29 protein-coding genes and 1 pseudogene are annotated in these 25774 nt (G+C 45.8%); 2 read left to right on the forward strand and 28 right to left on the reverse strand.

What is annotated here, in order from left to right:
• Positions 1 to 72 precede the first annotated feature (72 nt).
• The 13 genes from ACXADT_RS18685 to ACXADT_RS18745 all read right to left on the reverse strand — a co-directional run bounded on the left by ACXADT_RS18685 (position 73) and on the right by ACXADT_RS18745 (position 6733).
• The gene (locus tag ACXADT_RS18685) at positions 73 to 267 is read right to left on the reverse strand and encodes a helix-turn-helix transcriptional regulator (protein WP_270181183.1); all 195 of its coding nucleotides are present in this window, start codon (positions 265 to 267) and stop codon (positions 73 to 75) included.
• A 6-nt stretch (positions 268 to 273) separates the two neighbouring features.
• Entirely contained in the window at positions 274 to 807 is a 534-nt protein-coding gene (locus ACXADT_RS18690) for a DUF6773 family protein (protein WP_474832315.1), read from the reverse strand.
• Positions 808 to 824: 17 nt separating this feature from the next.
• Positions 825 to 1544 (reverse strand): hypothetical protein, encoded by a 720-nt coding sequence (locus ACXADT_RS18695; protein ID WP_474832316.1) that lies wholly within the window; start codon positions 1542 to 1544, stop codon positions 825 to 827.
• Positions 1541 to 2389 (reverse strand): ABC transporter ATP-binding protein, encoded by an 849-nt coding sequence (locus ACXADT_RS18700; protein ID WP_474832317.1) that lies wholly within the window; start codon positions 2387 to 2389, stop codon positions 1541 to 1543. The genes ACXADT_RS18695 and ACXADT_RS18700 overlap by 4 nt, the downstream gene beginning before the upstream one ends.
• A gap of 179 nt (positions 2390 to 2568) precedes the next feature.
• Positions 2569 to 2889, reverse strand: coding sequence for a GNAT family N-acetyltransferase (locus ACXADT_RS18705; RefSeq protein WP_474834587.1), 321 nt, complete (start codon positions 2887 to 2889; stop codon positions 2569 to 2571).
• Entirely contained in the window at positions 2890 to 3147 is a 258-nt protein-coding gene (locus tag ACXADT_RS18710; protein WP_474832318.1) for a hypothetical protein, read from the reverse strand.
• A gap of 29 nt (positions 3148 to 3176) precedes the next feature.
• Complete coding sequence (locus ACXADT_RS18715; RefSeq protein ID WP_474832319.1) at positions 3177 to 3794, reverse strand: hypothetical protein; 618 nt, start codon at positions 3792 to 3794, stop codon at positions 3177 to 3179.
• Between the two features lie 40 nt (positions 3795 to 3834).
• A complete protein-coding gene (locus tag ACXADT_RS18720; RefSeq protein WP_474832320.1) occupies positions 3835 to 4776 on the reverse strand; it encodes a phosphotransferase enzyme family protein in 942 nt (313 codons plus the stop codon).
• A 26-nt stretch (positions 4777 to 4802) separates the two neighbouring features.
• Complete coding sequence (locus tag ACXADT_RS18725) at positions 4803 to 5009, reverse strand: hypothetical protein (protein WP_474832321.1); 207 nt, start codon at positions 5007 to 5009, stop codon at positions 4803 to 4805.
• 240 nt (positions 5010 to 5249) lie between these two features.
• Positions 5250 to 5555, reverse strand: coding sequence for a SunI/YnzG family protein (locus tag ACXADT_RS18730; RefSeq protein ID WP_474832322.1), 306 nt, complete (start codon positions 5553 to 5555; stop codon positions 5250 to 5252).
• A gap of 197 nt (positions 5556 to 5752) precedes the next feature.
• The gene (locus ACXADT_RS18735) at positions 5753 to 6064 is read right to left on the reverse strand and encodes a hypothetical protein (RefSeq protein ID WP_474832323.1); all 312 of its coding nucleotides are present in this window, start codon (positions 6062 to 6064) and stop codon (positions 5753 to 5755) included.
• 1 nt (position 6065) lies between these two features.
• Positions 6066 to 6266 (reverse strand): helix-turn-helix transcriptional regulator, encoded by a 201-nt coding sequence (locus ACXADT_RS18740; protein ID WP_270181172.1) that lies wholly within the window; start codon positions 6264 to 6266, stop codon positions 6066 to 6068.
• Positions 6267 to 6466: 200 nt separating this feature from the next.
• The gene (locus ACXADT_RS18745; protein ID WP_474832324.1) at positions 6467 to 6733 is read right to left on the reverse strand and encodes a hypothetical protein; all 267 of its coding nucleotides are present in this window, start codon (positions 6731 to 6733) and stop codon (positions 6467 to 6469) included.
• A 163-nt stretch (positions 6734 to 6896) separates the two neighbouring features.
• On the opposite strand from ACXADT_RS18745, the gene ACXADT_RS18750 reads away from it, so the two are divergent.
• Entirely contained in the window at positions 6897 to 7427 is a 531-nt protein-coding gene (locus ACXADT_RS18750; protein ID WP_474832325.1) for a hypothetical protein, read from the forward strand.
• A gap of 483 nt (positions 7428 to 7910) precedes the next feature.
• Here ACXADT_RS18750 and ACXADT_RS18755 read toward each other — a convergent pair whose 3' ends face one another.
• The 4 genes from ACXADT_RS18755 to ACXADT_RS18770 form a co-directional block, all read right to left on the reverse strand.
• The gene (locus ACXADT_RS18755; RefSeq protein WP_474832326.1) at positions 7911 to 8165 is read right to left on the reverse strand and encodes a hypothetical protein; all 255 of its coding nucleotides are present in this window, start codon (positions 8163 to 8165) and stop codon (positions 7911 to 7913) included.
• Positions 8166 to 8293: 128 nt separating this feature from the next.
• Positions 8294 to 9556 carry a nickel-dependent lactate racemase gene (larA, locus tag ACXADT_RS18760; protein ID WP_474832327.1) on the reverse strand — a complete coding sequence of 421 codons (1263 nt, stop codon included), beginning with the start codon at positions 9554 to 9556 and terminating at the stop codon, positions 8294 to 8296.
• Positions 9557 to 9615: 59 nt separating this feature from the next.
• A complete protein-coding gene (locus ACXADT_RS18765) occupies positions 9616 to 10737 on the reverse strand; it encodes a 2-keto-3-deoxygluconate permease (RefSeq protein WP_474832328.1) in 1122 nt (373 codons plus the stop codon).
• Positions 10734 to 11897, reverse strand: coding sequence for a glycerate kinase (locus ACXADT_RS18770; protein WP_474832329.1), 1164 nt, complete (start codon positions 11895 to 11897; stop codon positions 10734 to 10736). Before ACXADT_RS18770 ends, ACXADT_RS18765 begins: the two co-directional genes overlap by 4 nt.
• Positions 11898 to 12040: 143 nt before the next feature.
• Here ACXADT_RS18770 and ACXADT_RS18775 point away from each other — a divergent pair, with 143 nt between their 5' ends.
• Positions 12041 to 13120: a CdaR family transcriptional regulator gene (locus tag ACXADT_RS18775; protein WP_474832330.1), complete on the forward strand. Its 1080-nt coding sequence runs from the start codon at positions 12041 to 12043 to the stop codon at positions 13118 to 13120.
• A 61-nt stretch (positions 13121 to 13181) separates the two neighbouring features.
• Here ACXADT_RS18775 and ACXADT_RS18780 read toward each other — a convergent pair whose 3' ends face one another.
• The 11 genes and pseudogenes from ACXADT_RS18780 to larE form a co-directional block, all read right to left on the reverse strand.
• Complete coding sequence (locus ACXADT_RS18780; protein ID WP_474832331.1) at positions 13182 to 13793, reverse strand: urease accessory protein UreH domain-containing protein; 612 nt, start codon at positions 13791 to 13793, stop codon at positions 13182 to 13184.
• Positions 13794 to 13873: 80 nt separating this feature from the next.
• Positions 13874 to 15118, reverse strand: a complete 1245-nt coding sequence (locus tag ACXADT_RS18785; protein WP_474832332.1) for a nickel pincer cofactor-dependent isomerase, group 22 — start codon at positions 15116 to 15118, stop codon at positions 13874 to 13876.
• Between the two features lie 69 nt (positions 15119 to 15187).
• A complete protein-coding gene (gene pdxA / locus ACXADT_RS18790; RefSeq protein ID WP_270181158.1) occupies positions 15188 to 16189 on the reverse strand; it encodes a 4-hydroxythreonine-4-phosphate dehydrogenase PdxA in 1002 nt (333 codons plus the stop codon).
• Positions 16190 to 16206: 17 nt separating this feature from the next.
• Positions 16207 to 17484, reverse strand: a complete 1278-nt coding sequence (locus ACXADT_RS18795; protein WP_474832333.1) for a TRAP transporter large permease — start codon at positions 17482 to 17484, stop codon at positions 16207 to 16209.
• Positions 17481 to 17972 (reverse strand): TRAP transporter small permease, encoded by a 492-nt coding sequence (locus ACXADT_RS18800; protein WP_270181156.1) that lies wholly within the window; start codon positions 17970 to 17972, stop codon positions 17481 to 17483. The genes ACXADT_RS18795 and ACXADT_RS18800 overlap by 4 nt, the downstream gene beginning before the upstream one ends.
• Before the next feature lie 72 nt (positions 17973 to 18044).
• Positions 18045 to 19076 (reverse strand): TRAP transporter substrate-binding protein, encoded by a 1032-nt coding sequence (locus tag ACXADT_RS18805; protein WP_270181155.1) that lies wholly within the window; start codon positions 19074 to 19076, stop codon positions 18045 to 18047.
• Positions 19077 to 19096: 20 nt separating this feature from the next.
• On the reverse strand, positions 19097 to 20413 hold the full coding sequence (locus ACXADT_RS18810; protein WP_474832334.1) for a four-carbon acid sugar kinase family protein: 1317 nt from the start codon (positions 20411 to 20413) through the stop codon (positions 19097 to 19099).
• Positions 20414 to 20702: 289 nt separating this feature from the next.
• A complete protein-coding gene (locus ACXADT_RS18815) occupies positions 20703 to 22466 on the reverse strand; it encodes a PrpR N-terminal domain-containing protein (protein WP_474832335.1) in 1764 nt (587 codons plus the stop codon).
• A gap of 26 nt (positions 22467 to 22492) precedes the next feature.
• Positions 22493 to 23824, reverse strand: a pseudogene (larC, locus tag ACXADT_RS18820) (nickel pincer cofactor biosynthesis protein LarC).
• Between the two features lie 13 nt (positions 23825 to 23837).
• Positions 23838 to 24605: a nickel pincer cofactor biosynthesis protein LarB gene (gene larB, locus ACXADT_RS18825; protein ID WP_474832336.1), complete on the reverse strand. Its 768-nt coding sequence runs from the start codon at positions 24603 to 24605 to the stop codon at positions 23838 to 23840.
• Between the two features lie 18 nt (positions 24606 to 24623).
• Complete coding sequence (larE, locus tag ACXADT_RS18830) at positions 24624 to 25442, reverse strand: ATP-dependent sacrificial sulfur transferase LarE (protein WP_474832337.1); 819 nt, start codon at positions 25440 to 25442, stop codon at positions 24624 to 24626.
• Positions 25443 to 25774: the final 332 nt, after the last annotated feature.

The raw sequence follows: 25774 nt of genomic DNA on the forward strand, positions 1-25774 counted from the left end.
GATACATCAGCTGGGACAAGGAACCTGTCCCTCCGTCCCTAGGAACCTGTCCCTCAGTCCCTCCCCCGTCCCTCACTCCTCCCAAAACAAATCGTCCAGCGTCTTTCCGAGCGCCTTACAGATCGCTACACATAGTTGAAGCGTAGGGTTATACTTTCCAAGTTCGATCAGTCCGATCGTTTGCCTTGAGACACCTACCTTTTTCGCAAGCTCCTGCTGCGATAAGTCATGTTCGACTCTGGCCATTTTCAGCTTTTTATTTTTCAACGTTGATCACCGCACATCCTGTTCATCTTCATCGTCCATGTCCTCGAGTTCTTCCTCGTTCACGTTATCACTCCGGTACTTCGCCATCGCGTAAGGAAGGACAAGAATGGCAAACATAAAGGGAATATAAATCATCATACTCACGAAAAAGATAACGAAGAAAAACTCTATCGTCTCTGCTCTCGTTTCACCAAATCGCTGTGAATTGATTGTTGCGAATGTTAACGAAATCCCCAATCCAACAAGCACGCTGATCACCATATTTTTCGTATTCATCTTCCACTTACTCGACCGATCATGCATCTCAACCTCATCTGTGAAAATGCCGAGCATCGACGAACGTAGAAGATAATAAGCCCCGCCCCCAATAATGATCACGAGCTCAAGCCAGACTTTCCCCAAACTAATGTCTCCAAAGAACTGCTCATAGAAAATCGACAATCCACAGAGCCCTACGACGATCGCATAAAGTTCTCGAAAAATACCGTCCTGAAGCGCCGTTACCCGCTCATCTAACACTTTTCGTCTAAACAATCCCATGCCTCTTCCCCCTCCTATCAATAATCGACCTTAGGTAGTTTTATAAAAGCGAACGCGAATAAGCCGAGCGTCACAAGCACCGTAATCATCATATCGTACCCTTCCATCGCAAGAAAGCCAATTTTATTCGGCAGCGTATACAGAGGAAGATGACCGATGAACTCTCTCGCAAAAGCAGGCAAGCTTTCAACCATTTGGACCATACCGAGGATGCCTGGTAAAACGAGAATCGTCACAAGCGCAATAATCATGATGTTCATCGTCTTCTGATAAAACATCGAGATGACGAAAAACAGGAGCGTGAAAAACAGTCCGAATAGCACGTAATGAAGAATAGCCGCCCCAACGTCACTCAAGCTAAAAGCCTGCCCGTTCAGCACATGGTTCACATACAGAAGTGCTCCGCAGCCGATTCCGAACAGCGTCGATACAGCCCCCATCACGACAAGCCTTGAAATCAAGTACGTGATACGGTCACGAGTAGAAGAAAAAAGCAGGTAGATCGTACCGTGATGAAGATCAGCGACAACTACCTTTGCAGAGTAGATGCCAAGTGCAACCATCGCGATCGTCGCATATAGACCCGCAACGTTTCTTGGCTGAAATGGTCCACCTAGTTCATGGATCGAATAAATGATGCCGCTCCCAAGTGCAAGTGAAAGTACGATCGATAAAAATAACGGAAGACTGATCACATTTCGTTTTAGTTCAAGTGCTAGGAATTTTCCAACGTTCATGTCGCTTCACTCTCCATCTGTTCAAAATAAAAGTCCTCTAACGTCGCCTGCTTTTTCTCCACGTTTTCTGGATAGATACCTTTCTCAGCAAGCTCCTTCAACACACTTTTTACATCCTCCGACAGTACACTTACCTCTGCCCCGTTATGCGTCACATCCCAGCGCTGACTTAAAGTGGCGACCGCCTTCTGTCGATCTTGCTTAGATAGCGTGATGCTCAAGATACGCTCAACTTGCTTACCGGTATACTCGCTGATGATCGCCCCGTTTTTAATCACATAAACACGGTCACTAATGTTCTCAACATCCTCTAAGATGTGACTCGAAATTAGCAATCCGATGTTCCTCTCCTCCACAAGACGTTTGAGGTAGTTTAAGATATTTCGTATCCCATCAGGATCCATCCCGTTCGTCGGCTCATCTAAAATGAGGTAGTCCGGATTCGAGACGAGCGCAAGCGCAATTCCCAATCGCTGCTTCATACCGAGCGAGTAATGCTTTACTTTCTTTTTTAAATAAGGAGCCATTCCAAGTGACTGAACAACTTCATCAACCTGCTCAGTGCTAGCTCCATACAGTGCACGAAAGTACTTGATGTTGTACGCCCCACTCTTACTTGGAAAAAACTTTGGCTTCTCGATCAAGCTTCCGACTTTCACTGAATCGTGAACGAACTCCCCATCATACGTAACGATCAGTCCTGATAACACTTTCATCAATGTCGTCTTCCCAGCTCCGTTAGGACCAACTAACCCAACGATTTCTCCCCTCTGTAGCGTAAAGTCGATCTCAGACAGGGCAAACTCACCCTTCTTGAACGACTTTGAAAGACGTTTCAATTCCATACTCATTTCCCCACCCCACAAATTGTTAGTAAATACCTTCTTTTTCCATTATATAATAAGAATGTCTTTTTGCAACATATATATGTCATTTAGATTAGTATATTAATTAAAATCCCTTGATGTTCCAGTGTTTAATAAAAAAAAGCCTGGAGGCAGTCTTGCCTTCCAAGCTCTCATTATTAAACTCGCTCAAACGTTCCTCTTCTACGTATCGTCTTAAATCCCAACTCTTCATATAGCTGGATCGCACCTGGATTATTTTGATTAACATGGAGCACGACCGAGTTCTTTCCCTCTTGACGAAACGCCTCTAAACAGCAGCAAGTTAACTCCGCAGCAATCCCCTTACGACGCCACTTCGGGATAACCCCAACTTGAACAATATACCCTTTCTCATCTGGAAACTCCTCGTCAGCATCGGTCGCAATAAACCCAACTACTACATTTTCAACAATTGCGAGATACGAACGCTCAGGAAGAAAGGTCGGACTCGATGAGATTCACTCCACCCATTTCTCCATCGACCACCCTGGGAATCCTGGCCGATCTTTGAACGACGCAGTATACACATCGTAAAAGTCTTTTTGAGAAGATGCTGTCCAACTTTTAAGTGTCAAAGGAACTGAGTGGACCAGTTTAGGAATCTCTGACAAGTCATGTTCCATCACATATTCCATAAATACTAATTCATAGCCTTGTTGCAAAAACGATTGAACCGCGTCATCCGTGATGTTTTCACTTTTCACTTGATTAACCATCTGCTCTCCTCTTTTCAAGTAACCTTCAGTTAGAGCGAATGAGCATTCTCTTCTTCATCCTGGTTTGAATGCTCCTCAGACAAGTTCATTAAAGCAGTAGCCACCACTTTTACAATCAGAATAAACATAAAGACTAGCACAGCATCTCCTATATACGAAACGACCCAAATGAACGTAAAGGGATCGTAATCTGACTGCATGTTGAGAGACGAATTGATAACACTCGTAATCACGTAGAGAAAATAATAGATTGGTGTGTAAATTGCGAGCTTCTTTCCTGCTTCAAAGGCTGGAGAGCTCTCTTTAAAATACTTCGCCATCGTGGCGTACACGTTCCATAAACCGTATAGGTTGTAAATCGGGATCATCACGCGTGCTAGCGCTCCACCTGGAGTGATTGGGTACGAGGCATTCATTTCTCGTAAATCGTTATGTACTTTGTAAAGCCATACAAGGTAAAGCACGATACAAGTAAGAAAATTAATGCTCAAAATAACTGTGACGGCGGAATCATAGTACAAGAAAGATTCACTAACACCAATCGTTCTCACTATAGAAATATTGATTAATAAAATCGTCGATAGGATAATATCCACCCATAGAAACTTTGTTAGTACACTTCCTAGTTTTTTCGATCGTAAATTCATCTGCACTCCTCTTTTCAACTAAAATTCATAGAAGTGAACCTTACAGATCAAGAAACGAATGCTCTCGTTCGATCCTCATTCTAAAATGATTCATGATCCGCATCTGGTCCTCAGTAAGCTTCTCTTTATCCCAGTACATGTGCATCAAGCTGTACTCAAAGAGTTCTTTTAACTTCATAAATAGAGGAAGCTTCTCCACCATCTCTTGTGAAAGTTCATTCTCCTCTTCGTACCCTTCGAGGATCGCACGCGTAATCTCACGTCCAAAGTCCACCATGTTGCCTCCACCTGTGTACGTATATTCGATCGCACTATAGATCGGTACGGCTAGGTCAAAAATATAAAAATGCTTCTCGCAATCTTGAAAATCGATAAACGTCATATTCCCATCATCATCAACAACGGTGTTTTCTAGCCAGATATCGCCGTGCAGTAATCCATAATTCTCATCTGTTCTCGGTATGTTCTTAATCGTTGTATGAACGTCTTCCGCAATTGCTCGGATCGCACGTTCTTCCTCTGGAATATGAGCAAGAAAGTCATATTCCCCGCTAGCATACCAGTCATCGATGTGCTCGGTCGGATGCGTTTGTTCAAACTTTTTAGAAGCAAGGTGCAAGCGTCCAATCTGACGCCCCAGCTCTTTTAACACATCTGCGTCCCATTGACTCATCGGCAGGTGTTTGCCAGGCGCAGCTTCGTACAGCACCGTTAGCACATCTTTATCTGGAAGCGAAAGGGTTTCAACAACGTTACCATTTCGTGACGGTATTGCAGGAGATGTGCCGACGCCTTCGTTTCGTAGAAATTCCGTATAGCGCACTTCCTCTGCTTGCTCATCGAAACTCTTGTAATTTGTAACTCTCGCATAGTACGTTCCATCTTCAGCATGACACCGGTACATCTCATCTGTGACTTCTTCTACATCGTTTAGATCAACTGGGTATCGTTCATTTAGTCGTTCACGTATCGTTTCTACCAACGTCATTCATCCCTTCATGAAATCTATTATTCTCTTAAAACCTTCATTGCGAGACTTGCTAGTAAGAAGGAGCTCCCAACCATTACCGGTAATACGAAAAGGAGTCCAATCAGATCGGTCTTATAATGAAAGGGTATGTACTTATTCCAAAGCCACCCTACCACTCTCCACTCGATAAAGAAGATGAAGAATGTCATGATCAAGTAGATGGCAGTCCTTACTAGTTTTTTCAAACGTCTCCCTCCATAAGGAATTAGGTAGTTCGCGGCAATTGTCCTCCTTGAGTATACCTACCAATTATTTCAAAACAGGGTAGTTTCCGCAATTGTTGTTTCCATGAAAAAAGAAGCTTACCTTGAATAAGCTTCTTATCGAATGGTAGGTAAATGAATATGGTAGGTATCTTTTTCTCCTACTTTATTGGCTACATATAGAAAAGCTGCCGTAAATAGAACCACCACGTAGATCTCCATTTAATAACTTCCTTTCAATTTAATGTTAAGCTCATACTCCAACGTCGCTACGTACGATAAAATTCTTTCCTTCATTCCACCAATATTGGTAAATAAAATGTATGTGTCTTTTGTAGTCTTAATCACGACTGTATCCGTGCTGGCATAAGGGTTGCCAATCCGAATAGCCGATTTCACTTTCCCACCAAACGTATTGTCATAATTGACTTCAACGATTTCCGATAATGGAATCTCAATCTTACTTAGCTGCCATTTAATCACAAGGTTTTCATCTTTCTTCGTCACATTAACCTCAAATAAGTGCATGTGATTCACTCCCGTCATCTTAGTATTAGATACGAATGGCTGGGTGAAAAGTTTCAATTAATTTCCATGGTACAGGTTGTAATAAACGTTATATGAAGAAATCTTCTCGACAAGGAATCCATAAAAAAAAACAGGAACCTATCTTACACAGTTCCTGTAGCACTTTTTCGTATTCTTATTCAATCTTTGTGGTAAGATTACGCACTCATCTTTCTTGAATTAATCCCATAAAACATGATGTACGACAAGATCGCAATCCCTATGTAAAACAACTCCAAGTTTGTATTACTGATTTCAGTGACACCACCACGTACGTTAAAAAGCCCATAAAGAACGTTGATCACGAGGAATAACAAGACCGTTAACCAACTCTGTGTAATCGAGCGCTTCTTGATTTCACGCTTCCTCTCATCGTCACTCTTACCAAATGGATAGTCTCGATTGCCGGTTAGAAATCCTGCTAAGAATATCCAGATAATAACGACGACTCCTTGGATTAATAACTGCATCTTATTCACTCCTTTTGTAGTTAAATAACTCCTCTAGCGGAGTTTCGAGAACAGAAGCCAATTCAAACGCAAGATGAAGCGTAGGATCATACTTATTGTTCTCAATCGCATTGATCGTTTGGCGCGAAACGGAACAAGCCGTTGCGAGATCTTTCTGCGAGAGGTTCCTTTTCTGGCGAAGCAACTTAATGTTATTTTCCACATCCATCACCTCTCATATGTCAAATACTCTTTACACCAATACTGTAATATAATACCAACCGTGTGTCAAAATGTTTTGACACATTCGACAAGTACCTGTCACCTGTCGAACCTGTCGTGGTGCCTGGTACCTGTCGAATTAACTCAAAAAAAAGAACTTCTTGAGTAATCAAGAAGTTCCCTTTATCGATCGTCCTATATTTAAAAGAGTAATAGACTTACACCCGTCGCAAAAATCACAACACCTGCAATCGAAAAGAATAAGCCGGAACGGTTGTCGCCTTTGATTCGATTCGAAAGACCAGCTAGTAGATTCAGCGCACCAAACGTGATCAAGCTTCCTAATAGAAGACTTTCCTGTTCAGGATACATTAGGTACATCAGTGGTAAGAAGAGAATTGAGGTAGCAAGAACCACCTGAACAATACTTAATGAATATAATAGTTTGGACTGTGCTTCTGTACTCATACCATTCCCTCTTTCCTGTCATGACTTCTAACCTAATTATAGCAGGACTCTTTGGGAATAAGTTTGACAGTGCTGTGACTTTTGGTCCCTTTCCAGTTCATTTCCTATTCTTTTGAAACGAATGCCGTTCTGTTTCGTAACCTTATTTAGGAGGGATCTACATATGAAATTCAAACTAACTTTTTTAATCGCTGGTTTACTCATCGTATTAGCTGCTTGCAATACGAGCGGTGCTAGCTCCACTGAAAATGAACTCGAAGCGCTTAAGGACAACCATCCTGAAATAGAAAGCGAACTTGAAAAACTACCAGAGGAATTTAGAAATGAAATTACGGTTCCAGATATCGATGCCATTCCTCTTGATGATCCTACGATTGAAGGAGAAGCAGGAACAAAGCTCACCCCCAATACGATGGACATCTATTACCAAGATGGCAAGAAGCAATTGAATCTATGGATAAAAAATCAAAAAGACATAGGCGTATCGATGAGCAGTGAGCCAAATCAACAACTTAGTAATGATATCGATGGTTTCTACAATGAAAGCGACGGGATAAGGGAGCTCATGTGGCTGAGTAAAAACGAGAATGCACTATTCTCAATACAAGGCGTTGTGGCCCCTGGTGAAGAATCACCTTTCAATGAAGAAAATATGGTGGAGATTGCAAACTCAATCATTCAGCAAAGGAAGTAGAAATCAGTTAGTAAACTATCAAGAAAACATGTTGGAGGGATCACTCTGTTTACCGCAAAAATTTATTGTGACGTATGCAAAAAGAAAATTGAGTACTTAGAAGACTACTTTTTCCAAAGTAACCTACAAACCGGTCTTGGAATGACGAACTTAAAAAGATACTACAAAGAAAACGGCACGATTTACTGTCGAAGCTGTTTGAAAGACTCGCTAACGAACTAAACCGAAAGTCCCGCGCGGACTTTCGGTTATTTTGAGCGCTCCCTAGGGTGCTCGGAGCACTCCAGGGAGCACATATCGGCGATCTTTTCATTTTATCAGCGAAATAAGAGCGTATATCAGCGATTTCACTACTTTTATCGGCGAAACATCAATTTTATCAGCGAAACCGAGATTTTATCGGCGAAACCAGAATCCACGCCCCGTTTTTATAGCCCCAAAACAAAAAAGAACCATGAGCACTACCCCATGATTCCAGATTCCCTATCGATAAACCGATCCATGTCCGTGGTGGTACCCATACCACGGGGAATAGCCGCTTTGTCCGTGATGATAGCCGTATCCAGGAGCATATCCGCCTTGACCATGATGATAGCCGTACCCTGGTACATACGTGCCGTGCCCGTGATGATACCCGTAGCCTGGGATATAGGTGCCATGCCCGTGATGATACCCATACCCAGGAATATAGCCGCCGTGACCAGTATGGTACACGGGTCTTCCAAACGCTCGATACACCAAAAGCCCCCCTCATTCGTTCCTACACGATAGTCTATGTGGTGTGGCGGAGAGGCGATTGGGCAAAAGCCTATAGAAGTGAATTCCCCTGGAGGTTCCGTCCCATAAAAATGACCCCTATCCAGGAGTCATTCTTCAACATAAGGAATCGTGAGCGGTCCGAGCGGCAGCACCGCGACCGACATATCTTCCCCATACGTTTTCTTTAATTCATCTAACGTCTCTTCCATGTTGTGGATCGGCTTCAACATAGCACCCTTCACCTGTTCTTCCGTAAGCTTCGAGTACACGTGTACATCCGCCCACACTTGAATCACCGCTTGCTTCTGTACCTGCCACTGATCGAACATCTTGAATTCCGGGTTGTTGATCATGTCGAGCAGCTCTTGTGGACTGTCTGCCATTTCGAAGATCTTCGAATAATTTCCGTGACTCGGTAAGCCATCCGAACACTCAGACGCGACGAGAATCGCGCCGCCTTCCTTTACGATCTTATGCGCCGCACTCATACCTTTTACAGCTTGGTATAAGTTTTGGTCGAGCGGATAACCGGAGTTCGACGTGATAACAACATCAAACCGTTCATCGCACTTAACCATCGCATGCTCCTTCGCATACTCACAGCCTCTGTCATGCGCTTCGTAAAGTTCTCCTGCGAACACTTCTGTAATTTCTTTTTCTTTATTTAACGTCACGTTCAGCATGAAATCTGCTTTACACATCGCATTGATCTCTCTCGTCATATCTTGAACAGGATTATCGACCATGTTTCCCCAGGTCGCGAGCGGGTCACCGATCATGCGCGCGTTATGAAACGTCATGATCGTTTCGATTCCGGCGATGCCAGGCATAATCCCCTTTGGACCTCCTGAAAACCCTGCGAAGAAATGCGGTTCGATGAATCCCGTTACGATTTTGAAATCTGCGTTCACGTATTCTTTGTTCAAATACACATCGCAACCGAACTTGCTTTCACCGAGGTTCACGAGCGTCTCCTTGTCGTGACATTGGTTGTTTATGATGCGGATGTTATCGACGACCCATTCCCCTAGCATCCCGACGAACTCTTCACGCGTCTGATCGCGGTGAGTACCAGTTCCGTTGATGATCACGAAGTTTTCTAGCGGAACATGGCTTAGTTCTTCAATCAAAAGTGGAACTAAAATATGGTTCGGCGTTGGTCGTGTGATGTCACTGATGACGATCGCGACCGTATCGGACTCCTTCACCATCTCTTTTAGAGGCGGTGTGCCGATCGGATTCTTAAATGCATCTTTAATGCTTCCCTTTTCGTCCTCTAGAGGCTTCAGGTTCTTTGGTTCGACCACGAATGCATTTTCAGGCAAATCGATGGTCAAGTTCTCTTTTCCATAAAGTAATGTCGTTTCCAAGTGCGCTCCCTCTCTTTCTCTAGCAAAGATTACTCGTTGTATACCCTAAAAGGCGCTTACTACGCAGATTCAACCGCATTACGCTCAGCTGTTTTCTTTTGTTCAGTCTGTTCAGCCGTTCCGTCGATGCCTTTATTCCGCTGATAACGATCGACGAGGATGACGGCGATCGGACATAAGATCGCTGTTGTAAGTGTCGCGATGGATATTTGTGCTGTCGCAATCGCAGCGATACTTTGAAACGACGCCGCTTCCCCAGCGGACATCATGCCTGAACCTGCTGAAACGGACGCGGCTGCTGCGATCGCGGCTGGAGTTGCCGCTGCGTTACCTGCCGTTGACGCTTCTGAAACCGGTGCGATGTAACTTTTTTCTTTGAATAGTTTAAAGACAAGAATTCCTGTACCACCTGTCAGAACGGTCGTTAGGATACCGATCGTTAGACCTGCTGCTACAACTTCTGGGTTAAAGAAGTTCACAAGGTTCATTCCAGCCCCTAACGCGAATGCGAAGAATGGAACCGGTAGAATTTCTCCAGGCTTTAAAAACTCTCTGATCTCACTGTCTAGGTTACCAAGCAGCATTCCGATCGCAATCGGTAGAAGCACTGCGATAAAGGCGATGATCGGGAAGCTCGAACCTAATAATCCTAGCGCAAGAAGTGTTAAAAACGGACCATCGTTTAACGATAGAATCGCGACAGCACCGACATCTGAACGGTTTCCATACTGACTCGTCAATGCGGCGTACATTCCGCCGTTTCCATTCGTCATCCCTGCGATGATCGCAAGCGTGGATAGTCCGAATAAGCCTGACATCGGATCGAAGAAATAACCGAACAATAGACCAACAGATAGCCCTGTAAGATACTTCGTCGTCGTGAGGAGCACACCTTTTTTCAGTGCGGATCCGCCGATACGTAAGTTCATCTGACTACCAGCTGAGAATAGGAAGAGTGCGATCAACACGAGTGCACCGTTTTTGAAGAGGGCTTCAGAAAAGCCTCCGATACGAAGCATTTCGTAATACCCTTCTTCAGTTGGAGAAACGCCGAGCGCTTCTAACGCATTCATGATAAAAGGAAGGTGCATCTGGTCGATCGTGTTGATCAAGGCACCAAACATCAATGGGACAACCATCAAACCACCAGGAACTTTTTCAATCGTCTGCTTAATTCTCATAAAACAAGACCCCCTTGTTTGTTTTGAACATGACTATGGAAAAACGATCGAACGACTTGTTCTGTACTGCTTTCTAATAAACGTGACGCTTCCTTCATCGCGGCATCTAACGTCATCGGCCGGTTCACCATACTATGTACGCCTATGACGCCATAAGGGTAAAGAGCTTCGATTCCGTCCCCAACAGAACCAGCGATAACGACCGTTGGAATACCAAGGTCATTCGCTGCTTGCGCAACACCCATCGGCGTTTTACCGGATGCGGTCTGTGAATCCACCTGTCCTTCACCGGTTATGGCGAGTTCCGCGCCGACGAGCTTTTCCTCAAGATCCGTATACGCGATCACAACGTCGATCCCTCGTTCCATCCTAGAAGGGAAGAACGCTTGAAACGCACCGCCTATTCCTCCTGCTGCACCTGCGCCAGGCTTGTCATGAAGTCTAACCCCTGTTGTGCGCTCAACTTCGTCTGCCCAGTGTTCGAGGTGTTGATCTAATACCTCTACACCTTCAGCACTCGCACCTTTTTGAGGACCGAATACGTAAGAAGCACCAGTCGGTCCGATCAGAGGGTTTTCAACATCCGAAGCGATGAGAAACGTGCTGTCTGCAACTCTCTCGTCAAATCCCTCCAGGTCGATTTTACGAACGTGTTTTAGATTACCGCCTCCAAAGCCTACTGAGCCACCTAATTCATTTAGAAGACGAGCACCCAATGCCTGCAGCATACCGGCACCGCCATCGTTCGTCGCAGATCCTCCGATCGCCAGAATGAATTTCCGGTATCCGTCATCAAGCGCCTCAGCGATCAGTTCACCTGTACCGTATGTCGTCGCGAGAAATGGGTTTAACTCCCCCTTCGGCACGAGGCCGATTCCTGAAGCACTCGCCATCTCGATCACACACGTTTCATCATCACCCAGAATGCCGTACATCGCTTCCACGTCATCACCAAGCGGTCCCATCACCGTAACGCTTCTCGTAAAACCGCCTGTTGCGACGACAAGCGTCTCTAACGTTCCTTCGCCGCCATCTGCGATCGGAACCATCATCGCGTCGCTTTCAGGGAGAGCCTTCTTCACTCCCCGCTCGATTGCTTCAGCAGCTTCAACGGCCGATAAACTCCCTTTAAATGAGTCTGGAGCAATAACAATCTTCATGTCTGCACCTCCTAGAAAACGCTTTCATCTTACAACCAATTATACGTCCCTTGACGAATGAATGCGTTGTCTATAATGTATAAAAAAGATACAGATTCATCTAAATATTTTGTCAATAGTAACTAAAAGGAGGTTCGTCATCCATGTTAACGAGAGAAATCGCCAAAACGATTGTCATCGAGACCTCACTCCGCCTGAACCGAAACGTGAACATCATGAACGAAAAGGGCGTCATCATCGGTTCTGGAGACGCTGAGAGAATCGACCAGATCCATGAAGGTGCCCTCGAAGTACTGAATACAAAAGAGCCTTTAGCGATCTACAAAAATGATGATGGAAAATGGCGCGGCACCCAACCTGGTCTCAACCTTCCCATCTCATTCCAAAACCAAGTGGTCGGTGTTATCGGAATCACCGGAAATCCTGATGAAATGAACGATGTTGGCGGCCTTGTAAAAATGACGACAGAACTCATGATCAAACAGGAATTTATCGCACGGCAGCTAGAATGGAAGCAGCGAACGAAAGAGATGATCATCGAGGAACTGTTGAGGTCCGCCCCTTCCTACGAACAAATTGAACGTGGGATGAAATTGATCGAACTCAACCTCCCTTCTCCTTATACGATTTTAGTCGTTCAGATCGGCAACCGCTCCATGCCGAATCATGAGTTGATTCAACGGATCGAACGTTGCATCTCTCAACACGATGCGCTCGTTGGATTCATCAATGTGAACACGTTGTTTATTAGCCTCTGTGGCGTTGGGGATGAGAAAAAGCCTCTTGACCAAATTTCTTTAGAATTGAACCGACTGTCTCTTGATTATCGACTTGCCGTTAGTAATGTGATTACCACGTTCGATGACTTTAGCCAGGCCTATCAGGACTGTAAGCTCGCACTCGAGATCGTCACTGATCAACAGCTTATTTTTTATGCGGACATTGAACCGCAGGCCCTTCTTCATCAAACGAATTCCACTGAAGCCGTTCGGTTTCGAAAAAGAATCGTCACGGACACCGTCGAAAAGTATGCAAGTACGTTAACAGCCTTTTTTGAAAACAACCTCAACATCCAACAAACGTCTGAAGCCATGTTCATCCACCGAAATACGCTCGTGTACCGCTTGAACAAAATCACAAAAGACACCGGCTACGACCCGAGGGAATTTCGAGATGCGCTAACCCTTCAGATGGCACTGTGGATGCCGGAGAGCAGTGATTAACGATACGCTATAGAAAAAGCACCTGTTGAACAGATGCTTTTTTTGTGCTAAAAATGTTTTCCTACCACACGCTATACATGTAATAAACCCCAAACACTACGCTGACAAGGCCTGCGAATCGCGTCAGGTTGTAGTGAATGCTCTTTGATTTACTCAGCAGAAATGGTACCGCGAGAACCGTCGTGAAAAAGAGCATACCAACAACGGTCCCAAGTCCGAACATAAGAATGTACAACGCGCCTTCCCAGATGTGATCGACGGATGACATCGTGAGAAGAACGAGCGCACCGCTTCCCGCTAACCCATGAATACTCCCGATTACGACTGACTTCAAATACGGAGATTTCTGATCGTGTGCGTGACCAGCTTTCTGCTTTCTAGCAAGTACGATACTCTTAAATCCAAGATAAACGAGCATCACACCTACGATCACTTCCATCCAAAGTGACCATCCCTCAGGTATCGTGCCTTTCAGCGCGATGACCATGATGCCGACGATAAAAAGCGTCGCTGTGTGACCGATCCCCCAGAAAATTCCCGCCAAGGAGGAACGCCACCATTTCTTCGTATTGCTCGCAACAGTCGAAACCGCAATCACGTGATCGGGTTCGATCGCATGTTTGATACCAAGAATAAGTCCAACGAATAAAACCGACATTAAGCTGCTGACCATATCTTCCCTCTTTTCTTACATTCAATAGAAAAAGGTAGATGCCTAAAAGAGGCAGCTCTACCTAAAGCTGTTCTTTAATCCTATACAAAATAACCGTTTTCATCAAACACCATTTCACGCGGTTCTTCTAACGTTTCAATATTATTAAGATGTTTCAGCTCATCATAGATCACTTCTGAAACAAACATCTCACCGATATGAAGCGTATTCGGAATCCGAACGATTCTCGCTTCTTCATCCTCAACTCCCCATGTCGCGCGAAGGGCAGCTTTCAGTGCATCTTGATCGTTTTCAAGCACGATCGGAATCTTTGCGCGATCAAGAAACGTACTCGTGATCACGTTCTCGTTCATCGCTTTCATATCGATCTTTTCGTAGAGTCTTTTCGTTGTGAGATCAGCAAGTCCAATACCAAGCGCGTTCCCGTGGCTCGCTTCACTTAAGTTCGATGCGATCAAATACTTCACTCGAGGAAGCTCAGGCTCCTCGACTCCAAGCACGCGGATGCGTCCGATGATGTTCGTATCCATCCCGGTTCCGCTGTAGTTTTTCCCGATTTCATCGACGACGAGGATGTCGATGTCTTCGACCGGTAAGCTCGGCATGAACGCAAAAGCACGTTTTAGAAGCTTTCTTTCCTCTTCAAGAATGTTCTCTGGCTCCATTACTTTGATGATTGCCGTGTCTTCGTGCGCATTTTCTACAATTGCAACACCATAAAGCGTCTTCGAGTTTTGGATTGCAACTTGCCCGACTTCAGGCATCATGTCTCGGATACCTTTGATTCCGTGTGTATGTAAAGCGAGCGCCTGCTTGTGTTTTCCCATGCCGATCGAAGCCATCTTCAGGACGCCGCTTTCGATATCTTTCTTAAAATCAGTGTGAGGCTTGACGCGGTTCATGACGATGATGCCATCTGCTTCATACGCATGCTTATCGATGTAGACGGGAATCCCTGCAGATGTTTTCCCAATCTCAACAACATCCATCGATGACCGAATCTCACAACCCGTCGACGCTTCCGTCACCCCGAGTCCGTCCAACACTTCGATTTGACCTTCCGCTGTCGCGCCACCGTGACTTCCCATCGCAGGAATGATAAAAGGTGTCGCGCCACGCTTCTTCACTTCATCCGCGATTCCTTTCACGATCGTCGGGATGTTTGCGATGCCGCGACTTCCGACTGTAATCGCGATCTCCATCCCTGGCTTTATTTTCTGATTCGCTTCGATCGATGAAAACTGCTCTTCGATGACGGTTGAAACGTCTTGAATGCTTTCAACGTCAAACGATTGCCTGATCTTCGCAACCTTTGGAAATGCCATCTGTCTCCACTCCTTTTTTATAACGACTATAGCAAGAGACAGAGGTGTCTCTTGCTATCGCTGAGTTCTTTATTTTACTACCTTTGTCGGCGCTAACTCATAGGCCATCCGGATCGCTTCTTTCAACGACTTTTCATCTGCGATGTTTTTCCCAGCGATATCGAATGCCGTTCCATGGTCCACACTCGTACGGATCGTTGGGAGTCCAACCGTGATGTTCACGCCAGACTCAAGCCCGAGCACCTTGATCGGTCCGTGACCTTGATCATGGTACTGCGCGACGACGATATCGAAGTCCCCGCGCTTCGCTCTGAAGAAAAGCGTATCTGCTGGGAGCGGCCCGACAACATCGATGCCTTCAGCTTGCGCTTTTTCAACGGCAGGAATGATCTTCTCTTCTTCTTCACCGTTTCCGAAAAGCCCGTTCTCCCCAGCATGAGGGTTGATCCCACAAACCGCGATCTTCGGCTTCTCGATCCCAGCTTTTTGGAGCGTTTCGTGTGCAAGCTTGATCACCGTGTACTGACGCTCAACGTCGATCTTATTCACCGCATCGATGAGACCGATGTGTGTAGTCACATGGATGACGCGAAGTCCTGGAGCGGAAAGCATCATCGCAAAGTCTTTCGTATTTGTAAGCTCTGCTAAAATTTCGGTATGGCCCGGGTAAATATGCCCCGCTTTATGAAGCGCTTCTTTATTAAGAGGTGCCGTACAGATGCCCTGGATGCTTTGCTCGTTCGCATACGAAATCGCTTTTTCTAAATAGCGAAACGCTGCGTTTCCAGCTTCTTTTGACACTTCGCCCCACGGAAGGTCTTCACTAACGAGATCAAGATCGACAACATCGATCGTTCCGTGTGTAAATGATGCCTCCTCAGGTGAAGTGATGCTTCTCACTTGAAGGTCGACACCCGTTACGTCGATCGCCCTCTTGAGCATCTTTTCATCACCGATCACAAATAGGTCACAGTTTTCATGTACCGCTTTGTCTTGAAATGATTTTACGATAATTTCAGGTCCTACGCCAGACGGATCGCCCATCGTAATCGCAATAATTGGTTTAGCCATGCGTTCGTCCTCCTTTTTTACTTATCGAAAAGTTCCACTAGGAATAGTGATATCTCCGGTATATAACTGATGAGTAACACATCGACGATCAAGATGAATAAAAACGGCAGGACCGCTTTTGATAACGTTTCTAATCGTATCCTGGATATTTGCATCGCAACGAACAAGTTGACGCCAAGCGGTGGTGTTACCATTCCGATCGCAAGGTTCACGACCATGATGATTCCGAAATGGACCGGATCAACACCGAGTTGGATCGCAATCGGTGCGAGGATCGGCGCTAAGATGATGACCGATGCAGACGTTTCGAAGAACATTCCTACGATGAGTAGGAAGATGTTCACGATCAATAAAAACACGAACGGGTTATCCGAAAAGCTCATAAAGGACTGTGCGACCGTTTGAGGAATGCGCTCCTTCGTCAACAGCCAGCCTAGTAGACCTGCCGTACCGATGATCAGCATGATCACGGACGTCGTTAACCCTGATTTCACAAACACTGGAATCAGGTCTTTCAGTTTGATTTCTTTATAAACGAACACGCCGATGATGAGGGCGTATGCAACAGCGACGACCGCTGCCTCCGTTGGTGTGAAGATCCCTCCGTAGATTCCACCAAGGATGATCGTCGGCATCAACAGGGCGAAGATTGCATCTTTAAATGCTGTGAAGCGCTCCCCCCATGTAAAGTGCTCTGTTCCTTTGTACCCGCGTCGCTTTGAAAAGATAAACGCGGTTAAAATCAATGAGAACCCGATCAATAGACCAGGAATGATGCCTGCCATAAACAAGTCCCCGATTGAAACACCTACGACTACTCCGTAGAGGATCATCGGAATACTCGGTGGGATGATAACGCCGAGCGCACCCGATACAGCTTGAACAGCGGATGCGAAGTTTACGTCATAATGCCTCGCAACCATCGCCGGAATCATGATCGAACCGATCGCCGCTACCGTCGCTGGACTCGATCCAGAAATCGCAGCAAAGAACATCGACGTGATGACCGTTACACCTGCAAGTCCACCCGTCATGGAACCAGCGAGCGTATTTGCGAAATGGACGAGTCGTTTTGAGATGCCTCCCGTTTCCATCAAGGCACCTGCCAAAATGAAGAACGGAATCGCCATCAGCGGGAACGAATCGAGCGACGTAAAGATACGCTGAACGATAACGAGCATCGGGAGATCACTCGTTAGCCAAATGGCGATCGCTGAAGCTAATCCGATCGCAAGCGCGATTGGAACCGTGAAGAGGAACAGAACTAACATCGTTGTTAATAATACCGTTGTCATTGTTCACTGCCCCCCTTTAGGTCCAAGATCACTTCTAAAATCACGGCCACACAGTTGATGATCATCAACAGAGAGCCGATCGGAATGGCTGAATACGCCCACGCCATCGAAATATTCATCGCAGGAGAAAGCTGTGCCGAGATATTTCCTACTAAAACAAATCCATAGTTTACGAGAATCGCCAGAAACACGATGCTCACTAAATAGACGGCAATATTCAAGATGTTCCTTGCGCGAGCGGACATCAGTTCTTTGATCGCATCGACCGAGATGAGATCGCGTTTTCTGATCGCAAGTGCAGAACCGATAAACACGCTCCAGACCATGATGTACCTTGCCAATTCTTCTGACCAGCGCAATGAATCTTCTAAAACAAACCGCGAGAAAACTTGATAGAAAATAACGGCGGACATCACCATGATGAGAAGAGCAAGGACGACACCTAGTAGTTTATTAAATCGATCGATCGTCTTTATGATGGCATTCATATGTATCTAAACCTCCCCCATACAACAATATGATGGGGGAGGTCATCCCCGCATCATAAGTCTCATGCTTTCTTATTCGTTTGCAGCATCCTGGATTTTCTTGATCAGATCTTCTCCAACTTGATCCGCATATGTTTCGTATACAGATTCAGTCGCTTTTTGGAATGCCTTCTTGTCAACTTCTTCAACCACGTTCATGCCTTCGTCTTTTAATCCAGAAATCATTTCTTGTTCCATCTCAGCAACAAGCTCACGCTCATACTCTGCACCTTCAACTGCTGCTTCTTGTAGCGCTTTTTGCTGATCTTCTGTTAAACCATCAAACACTTGAGAGCTTACGAGAAGTGCAGCTGGAGAATAGAAGTGACCCGTTAGCGTTAAGTGATCTTGAACTTCATAGAAACGAGAAGTCGAAATGATCGGAACTGGGTTTTCTTGTCCATCGACAACGCCTTGTTGTAGTGCTGTGAATAGCTCAGTAAAGGACATTGGAGTCGGGTCTGCACCTAGTGCTTTAAAGGAATCTTGGTGTACGTTGTTTTCCATCGTACGGATCTTCAAGCCTTCAAGATCTTCAGGCTTCTCGATCGCACGCTCACTGTTCGTCACGTGACGGAATCCATTTTCCCACCATGCTAGGCCTTTTAAGCTCTGGTCTTCAAGGTTTGTTAGTAGACTTTGTCCAATTTCACCGTCAAGGACTTTGTACGCATGTTCACGACTTTCAAAAAGGAATGGAAGGTCAACGACGTTGATCTCTGGCGCGAATCCACCTAGAGGACCAGTTGAAGATAAGACCATATCAAGAGAGCCAACCTGTAGACTTTCAACCATGTCACGCTCTCCACCTAATGAACCGTTCGGGAAGATTTCGATCGCAAGCTCACCGTCAGACTTTTCTTCAACGAGTTCACCAAAATGCTCAAGACCTTTGTAGTAATGAGAATCCTCAGCAAGCGTGATGCCGACTTGCAGCGTTTTCGTGTCGTTAGAAGCCGCTTCACCGTTCGAACTTGCTTCCTGATCCGTTCCACCACAAGCAACAAGTGCACCCAGACTTAGTACTGACACAGCACCCAATACTTTCTTCTTAATGTTCTTCATCTTGTTTCCTCCAATATGAGTTATTTTTGAACCTTTTCATATGCGTGTTTCGTAACGGCCCGTAACGTTTCAAGAGCTTTCACAAGTGCCTGTTCACTGCCGAACGACCCTGCTTTCGTCGCAAGCGGCAGCCTGTTGTATCGGCCACCAAGCAACTCTCCATAAGGAAGTCCGTCTTCCACTTCTCCAATGATGCGGATGCCTTTTCCATTCAGAACTTTGCAGGTTGCGCCGGCAATGTCGCCACCCGTTAAGACAGCGCCCTGAATTCGTTTCCTGTCGATCAAACGACCCGCGATCTCACCTAGCGCATCTGCGATTCGGCTGCCAACATCCATGTTCGTGATGCCGAGCGACTGCTGAACCTTCCTCACCTCGTCGATCGCTTCAGGATCACGTTTTGTGGAGACGATCACATCACCTTGCTCCAAGTACGCGTTTCCGAGTTCGACAGCTCGGTCGATCTCACTTCCTCGCGTCTCGTTACTTAAAAAGTGATGGGGCGAAATCACAACTTCTTGAATCGCCGTCTTTTTCTTTAATTCCTCCACTTGCTTTTGGGTGATAGCGCTGATACTTCCTGCAACCACGAGTAATGGAAGCTCTGTCTCAACCTGATGCTGCGATTTCGCGCGTTCTTGAATCGAGTTACAAAGGTGATACGCGATTCCGGCCGATCCGACCCAAAGGACATCTTCATCTAAAAGCTTCTTCGCTTCGACGATCGTATGTAACTCCTCGTCCGTTTCAGCATCGACGACGACCAGCTTAGATCCCCCACGGGACAGCGCTTTCATTTTTGATGCGAGCTGTTCTTTTCCTTCTCGAACATCACTTATCGAAATACGCGCGATTTCTCGTTTACTCTGCTCTTGCAATAGTTCTGGCAAGTAACTCTTATTGACCGGGCAAGTCGGATCGTTCGCCGTTTCAGTTTCATCGAGCGGAATGCCATCGACATAGTGGACACCTTCAACGGTGATGCGTCCGCTTTTCGGAAAAGCCGGAACAACGTATGCTGTTGTAAAATCATACACATCCATCACGGCGTCGATTTCTGCACCAACGTTTCCTCTCATCGTAGAATCGATCTTCTTTAAGACTGATGTTACGCCTAACTCATAAAGCTGTGACGATACGTCTTTCACGATGCGATACGCGTTCTCTCTTGGCAGCGCTCTGCTGTTTGAATTCAACACGATGACGTCTCCATCAAGATGCGCTGGCTGTAAGACCGTATCTGGAAACAAGACGGTCGTGTCTAACCCTTGCTTCGCAAATTGGACGCCCGTATCGTTTGCTCCTGTTAAATCATCTGCGATCACTGCTAATTTCAAACCCGCTTCTCCCCCCTTTCCGCTATGTTTCTCTTTCTCTAAACCTAAGCCTTTTAGACCAGCAACAAAGTCATGATGTTTTATTTTCGAACACATTAAAACGCTTACAAGAATTATAGTAAATGAAAGCGTTGCATTTAACAATACAAATTTCAAACAAATCTAGTAAAAAACCGAATTATTTTCTAAAAACTCAGCAAACACCTCATATTCGTTGCAAATTGAAACACTAGAGCTGTTTTTCAGTGCTTCATTTCCTTTTCTTTACAACAAAAAAAAGACGCAAGCTTTATTTAAGCTTGCGCCAAAGTGTGGATCGATTAATACCAAGCCGCTTCGCAGCCTTGGATTGATTCATCTCTTCTTCCTCAAGAACTTTCTGAATGATTTTCTTTTCGATATCCTTTAATGATCCGCTAACTTCAATCGTACAGCTGCCATCTCCTTCAACCTTCGGACGCTGCTTTAACAGGTCGATCAGTGATAATACGGCGTCTTTCTCGATGTAGTACGATTTCGAGTGGAGCACGAGTTGTTCGATTACCTGCTTCAGCTGATCGACGTTACGCGGCCAGTCATATTCCTTCAGCTCATGCATCGCATCCTGTCTTACCCCGACGATCTGTTTTCCATATTTCGAATGAAATTCAGAAATGAACACAGGAATCAAGTTCTCGATATCCTGCGCACGTTCTCGAAGAGGTGGAAGATAGATGATTAAGCGTGCGAGGAGCGTGAATAAATCATGATCGATCGTCGCATCCCCTTCATCCATACGAAGCTCATCTTTCGATGAAACGATCAACCTTGGAAGCTTATCTGTTTCATTACGCAAATAATGATACAGTTCTTTTTGAGCCCGTACGTCTAACCGGTCGATTCGCTTCAGGTGCACGACCCCTTCAGCATGGTTCGTAAAGAACTGTTCCTCAATCAAATCAGATATCTGACCTTCTTTTAGTAATTCACAGTTGATCGTAATGAACGGTTCATTGTTTCGCTTGCTTTTCAAGTAGATCGACTGAGCGACCGAATCCTTCCCTGTGCCGGTTTCTCCGATCACCCACAGCGGCTCGTCCATTCGACTATACTTTTCGACCTGTTTGATCACTTCCTGCATCTGTTCACTCTTTCCAGTCAAGAGAAAGTGAGGAACGGCTGTGACAACATCGATCGCATATTCCTTCCGCTCTTCTATCCCACCTTGGGATTGATTCGGAAAAGCTTTCTCCATATACAGGATCACGCGCTCTTCCGCCTCATTCGTCGTGAGGTGCCAGAGCTGATTTTCAACCGTCACCATTTTCTTTTGCAGCGTAGATGACGTGTTTTTTACGATGTCTAGAATCGGAGGAGAATTCTCGATCTTCTCTCTAGAAAACGCGTTTTCAAACCGTTTATTCGAACAGATCACTTTCCCTTTCCTATCCATCACACCGATCAACCGCTCATCAGAGTCGATGATCGACTGATACAGCGATACTTCTTTATGTAGCTCTGAAAATAGGCCAAACACTCGTCGCGCTTCATCCAGCGCTTCCATCACAGCTTCCTTGCCAGATGTGATGAGCACCCCGTTCATGCCAAGCTGCTTCGCTGTTTCAATAGTGACCACGTCTCCGATCACAACTTCATATCCGTCGTTTTTCAAGCTCTTCAACTTTTCCTCAACTTCATGGTCCTTCTCGATCGTGAGCGTATTGATATCAAGATCGAGGAGGTCACAAATCGTTGAAGCACCTTGAGAAATATTCGGAAACCCTACGATGGCAGCTTTTCCTGAAAAGCCCTTCACGAGCGTCAAAAGACGGAGGATATCATAGCCCGACACCTGTATATCGATGACCGGAATCGACACGACTTCTTGAACGAGTGAAGCGGTTCCCCCACGGCTGATAATCATGTCGAACCCATTCTTCTCATACTGTTTCGCGACCTCTACCCCTTCATACAGGTTCCCGAGCGCGGTATGGATCTCGAAATCTTCAACGTCTATGTCACGCATGATTTCGATAAGCCCCTCGTAAGGAGCGATTACTAATGCTTTAATCATATCGTTTCACCTTCTGGTTAAAATTCCTACTTCTGATGACGAAGCTTCTCCCATACGACGCGGTATACCTCTTTGATCGGAATCTCATATTTCTCCGCGATCGCTTTGCAATCCTCGTATTCAGGAGCACTTTCGACGGCTTCTCCACGATGGACGCCTCGTTTAATCGTCACAGGTCCCCACTCCGTCTCGATTTCATCGAACGATCGCTCGAGGCGATGAACGGAGATCGGGTAGTAACGAATCCCAAACGTCGTCGTTTCTTCGAACAGCACACGCTTAATGTCATCTAACTTTTCCCTGTCACATAGTAATTGAAGCAAAATGGCAGGACGGTTTTTCTTCATATAGATCGACGAATAAAACACGTCGTTCGCACCGTGATCGAACAGCTTTTCCATCACATACCCAAGCCACTCGCCCGGCATGTCATCGAGGTTCACTTCGACCTTCAGCATCTCGTCGTCGATATGTTCCTCCTTATGCGAAAAAGGTTGAGACATCAAAACCGACCTCCTTTCTTAACTGCCTAGAACCGCTCGGAGAACGTTCGGGTGATCCGGGAAATCCTTCGTACCCGCTCCATACCCGACTGACTCGACAACAAACGAAGGCATCGGACCAAAATCGTTCGCAAGCGCAGCTAATATACCGCCCCCTGTCGGCGTTGTCACTTCTCCTTTGATCGCCGTCTCTTGAATCGGAATCCCTTTCAGTAACTCTAACGTCGCAGGCGCCGGTACCGGATAAATCCCATGCGCGATGCGGATACGCCCGTTGCCTACTGGAACAGGAGAAGAAACGATCCTCGTCACGTTGAGAGAATCGATCAAGATACACGCACCCACAATATCCACGATCGAATCAACCGCTCCCACTTCGTGAAAATGTACTTTTTCAAACGGCATGTTGTGAATCTTCGCTTCCGCTCGGCCGATTTTTTCAAAAACAGAAAGCGCCATCTTCGTCACGTTTTCATTCAGTTCAGCACGATTGATCATGTCAACGATGTCCGTGTAGTGGCGATGGTGGTGATCGTGATCGTGACTATGATCATGATCGTGGCCATGATGATGACCGTGGTCGTGGTCATGACTATGTTCGTGTTCGTGACCGTGATCGTGACTGTGGTCGTGGTCATGGTGATGCTCTTCCTCATGTGTAAGGAGCACATCAAACTTCGTTGCAGAAACGCCCTGCTTCACCACGTTATACGTTTTTAACTTGTATTCTGATTCAATATTAAGCTTCGCGATGTCTCGCTCAAGAACGGAGTAGTCCGCACCTAGATCGAGGAGCGCTCCGATCGTCATATCGCCGCTGATTCCTGAGAAACAATCAAGGTATAGTGTTTTCATCTTCTTCCCCCAGTTAATCGATTATCGTATCACGATGATTTTTATGAATTAATGTCGCATAGTATCCTGCTCCAAAGCCGTTGTCGATGTTCATCACGCTGATGCCTGGTGAGCAGGCGTTAAGCATGGAAAGAAGAGAGGAGAGCCCCTGGAAGTTTGCTCCGTACCCGATGCTTGTTGGCACAGCTACGATCGGATTACTGATCAACCCGCCAACAACGCTCGTTAACGCGCCTTCCATCCCAGCGACCGTGATCGCGACCGTCGCGTTCTCGATCTCGTCAAGGTGATGGAAAAGGCGATGGATGCCTGCTACACCAACGTCATAAATCCGTTTGACGGATGCACCGAACGCTTCAACCGTGACAGCTGCTTCTTCTGCAACAGGAAGATCGGACGTGCCTGCGCACACGACTGCAATGTACCCGCCATAGAGGACCTCTGGTTCGTCTGGATGCTTCCAGTACAGCGTTCGAGCTGCTTCATTGTACGTAAGATCTTCTACTTGTTCCATCACAAATGCCGCCTTCTCAGGTGAGATCCTCGTTGCAAGAACGCGGTTTGTATGGCGCTTCAGAGAACTTAAGATCTCGACCATATGTTCAGGCGTCTTGCCCTCTCCGTACACGACTTCAGGAAAGCCCGTCCGCTCTTCTCTCTGATGGTCGACCTTTGCAAACCCGATATCTTCAAACTTCGAGAGAAGGCTCTTCGCATCTTCAACTCCTAGACTCCCATCCTTCACTCGCTGTAGAACGTCATCTACGTTTCTCTCTCTCATCGTGAAACACCTCTTCGTTTATATAGTAGATTGTTCGACTTCTAACACTTTGTTCATGCTGCCGCTCTTATATCCTTCAAGGTCGATCGTGACATACTGATATCCAAACGACTGCAGCTTCTTAGAAATGCTGCGATGATTGTCCATCACCACCTGCATATCCTTCGGCTCGACTTCGATACGCGCCATATCCCCATGCGTCCGAACGCGAACTTGTTTGATGCCGAGACTCTTCACATACGCCTCAGACTTATCGACCTTCGTCAATTTCTCCTGCGTGATTTCTTCCCCATACGCGATGCGCGATGATAAACAAGCGAAGGAAGGCTTCTCCCAAGTCGGGAGTCCCAGTTCTTTTGACAATGTACGAATGTCTTCTTTGTAAAACTCCGCTTCCTGAAGCGGTCCACGCACGTTATGTTCCTTCGCTGCCCGCGCACCAGGTCGGTATTCACTCATGTCATCCGCAATCAAACCGTACACGACATTCTCAAATCCTTTTTCTTTCATAATCGGCATCACTTCTTCGAACAAACCGTTTTTACAGAAATAGCATCGATTTTCATCGTTCTGCGTATACCCTGGGATCGCAAGCTCTGACGTCTCGATCACCTGATGATGCGCACCGATTAAGACCGCAAGCTCCTTCGCTTCTTCTAACTCACTGCTCGGATACGTCTCAGAATCCGCCGTTACCGCGAGAACGTTCTCTTTTCCAAGTTCGTCGATCGCTACTTTTAATAGGAACGTACTATCCACACCGCCAGAAAACGCGACGACCACACTCTTCATTTCTCGTAAAATCGCTTTCAAATTTTCGTATTTATGTTCTAACACCCGTTCATCACCTCTCCGACTTATGTATCGTCTTAAGAAAAGCCGACTGTAACCGTTTACAACAATGATATAAAAAAACGTTGCAAAATAAGTCGGTTCATCTACGTTTTATTAAACAACAATTCTACCCTTATGCATTTTGCAACACCCCAATTATAAACCAATACCTGGAGAAAGTAAAAGGATGGATTTATCTTTTTTATAGTAAAAGTAGAACAGATGCATACTAGTGAAACTAGTAAACTCTTTCGCCTATACCCCTATGCGTTTCTTACCATTTTCACACCAAACACTACACTACTTTCAACTTCCAACCGATAATGATAGTAACA

It is taken from the genome of Anaerobacillus sp. ABR4_321, assembly GCF_056158505.1.

Coding starts and splice junctions, on each gene's coding strand:
- ACXADT_RS18690 (WP_474832315.1), bottom strand. CDS start 807: ATGGGATTGTTTAGACGAAAAGTGTTAGATGAGCGGGTAACGGCGCTT.
- ACXADT_RS18695 (WP_474832316.1), bottom strand. CDS start 1,544: ATGAACGTTGGAAAATTCCTAGCACTTGAACTAAAACGAAATGTGATC.
- ACXADT_RS18700 (WP_474832317.1), bottom strand. CDS start 2,389: ATGGAATTGAAACGTCTTTCAAAGTCGTTCAAGAAGGGTGAGTTTGCC.
- ACXADT_RS18710 (WP_474832318.1), bottom strand. CDS start 3,147: ATGGTTAATCAAGTGAAAAGTGAAAACATCACGGATGACGCGGTTCAA.
- ACXADT_RS18715 (WP_474832319.1), bottom strand. CDS start 3,794: ATGAATTTACGATCGAAAAAACTAGGAAGTGTACTAACAAAGTTTCTA.
- ACXADT_RS18730 (WP_474832322.1), bottom strand. CDS start 5,555: ATGCACTTATTTGAGGTTAATGTGACGAAGAAAGATGAAAACCTTGTG.
- ACXADT_RS18735 (WP_474832323.1), bottom strand. CDS start 6,064: ATGCAGTTATTAATCCAAGGAGTCGTCGTTATTATCTGGATATTCTTA.
- ACXADT_RS18745 (WP_474832324.1), bottom strand. CDS start 6,733: ATGAGTACAGAAGCACAGTCCAAACTATTATATTCATTAAGTATTGTT.
- ACXADT_RS18750 (WP_474832325.1), top strand. CDS start 6,897: ATGAAATTCAAACTAACTTTTTTAATCGCTGGTTTACTCATCGTATTA.
- ACXADT_RS18765 (WP_474832328.1), bottom strand. CDS start 10,737: ATGAGAATTAAGCAGACGATTGAAAAAGTTCCTGGTGGTTTGATGGTT.
- ACXADT_RS18770 (WP_474832329.1), bottom strand. CDS start 11,897: ATGAAGATTGTTATTGCTCCAGACTCATTTAAAGGGAGTTTATCGGCC.
- ACXADT_RS18775 (WP_474832330.1), top strand. CDS start 12,041: ATGTTAACGAGAGAAATCGCCAAAACGATTGTCATCGAGACCTCACTC.
- ACXADT_RS18780 (WP_474832331.1), bottom strand. CDS start 13,793: ATGGTCAGCAGCTTAATGTCGGTTTTATTCGTTGGACTTATTCTTGGT.
- ACXADT_RS18785 (WP_474832332.1), bottom strand. CDS start 15,118: ATGGCATTTCCAAAGGTTGCGAAGATCAGGCAATCGTTTGACGTTGAA.
- pdxA (WP_270181158.1), bottom strand. CDS start 16,189: ATGGCTAAACCAATTATTGCGATTACGATGGGCGATCCGTCTGGCGTA.
- ACXADT_RS18795 (WP_474832333.1), bottom strand. CDS start 17,484: ATGACAACGGTATTATTAACAACGATGTTAGTTCTGTTCCTCTTCACG.
- ACXADT_RS18800 (WP_270181156.1), bottom strand. CDS start 17,972: ATGAATGCCATCATAAAGACGATCGATCGATTTAATAAACTACTAGGT.
- ACXADT_RS18805 (WP_270181155.1), bottom strand. CDS start 19,076: ATGAAGAACATTAAGAAGAAAGTATTGGGTGCTGTGTCAGTACTAAGT.
- ACXADT_RS18815 (WP_474832335.1), bottom strand. CDS start 22,466: ATGATTAAAGCATTAGTAATCGCTCCTTACGAGGGGCTTATCGAAATC.
- larB (WP_474832336.1), bottom strand. CDS start 24,605: ATGAGAGAGAGAAACGTAGATGACGTTCTACAGCGAGTGAAGGATGGG.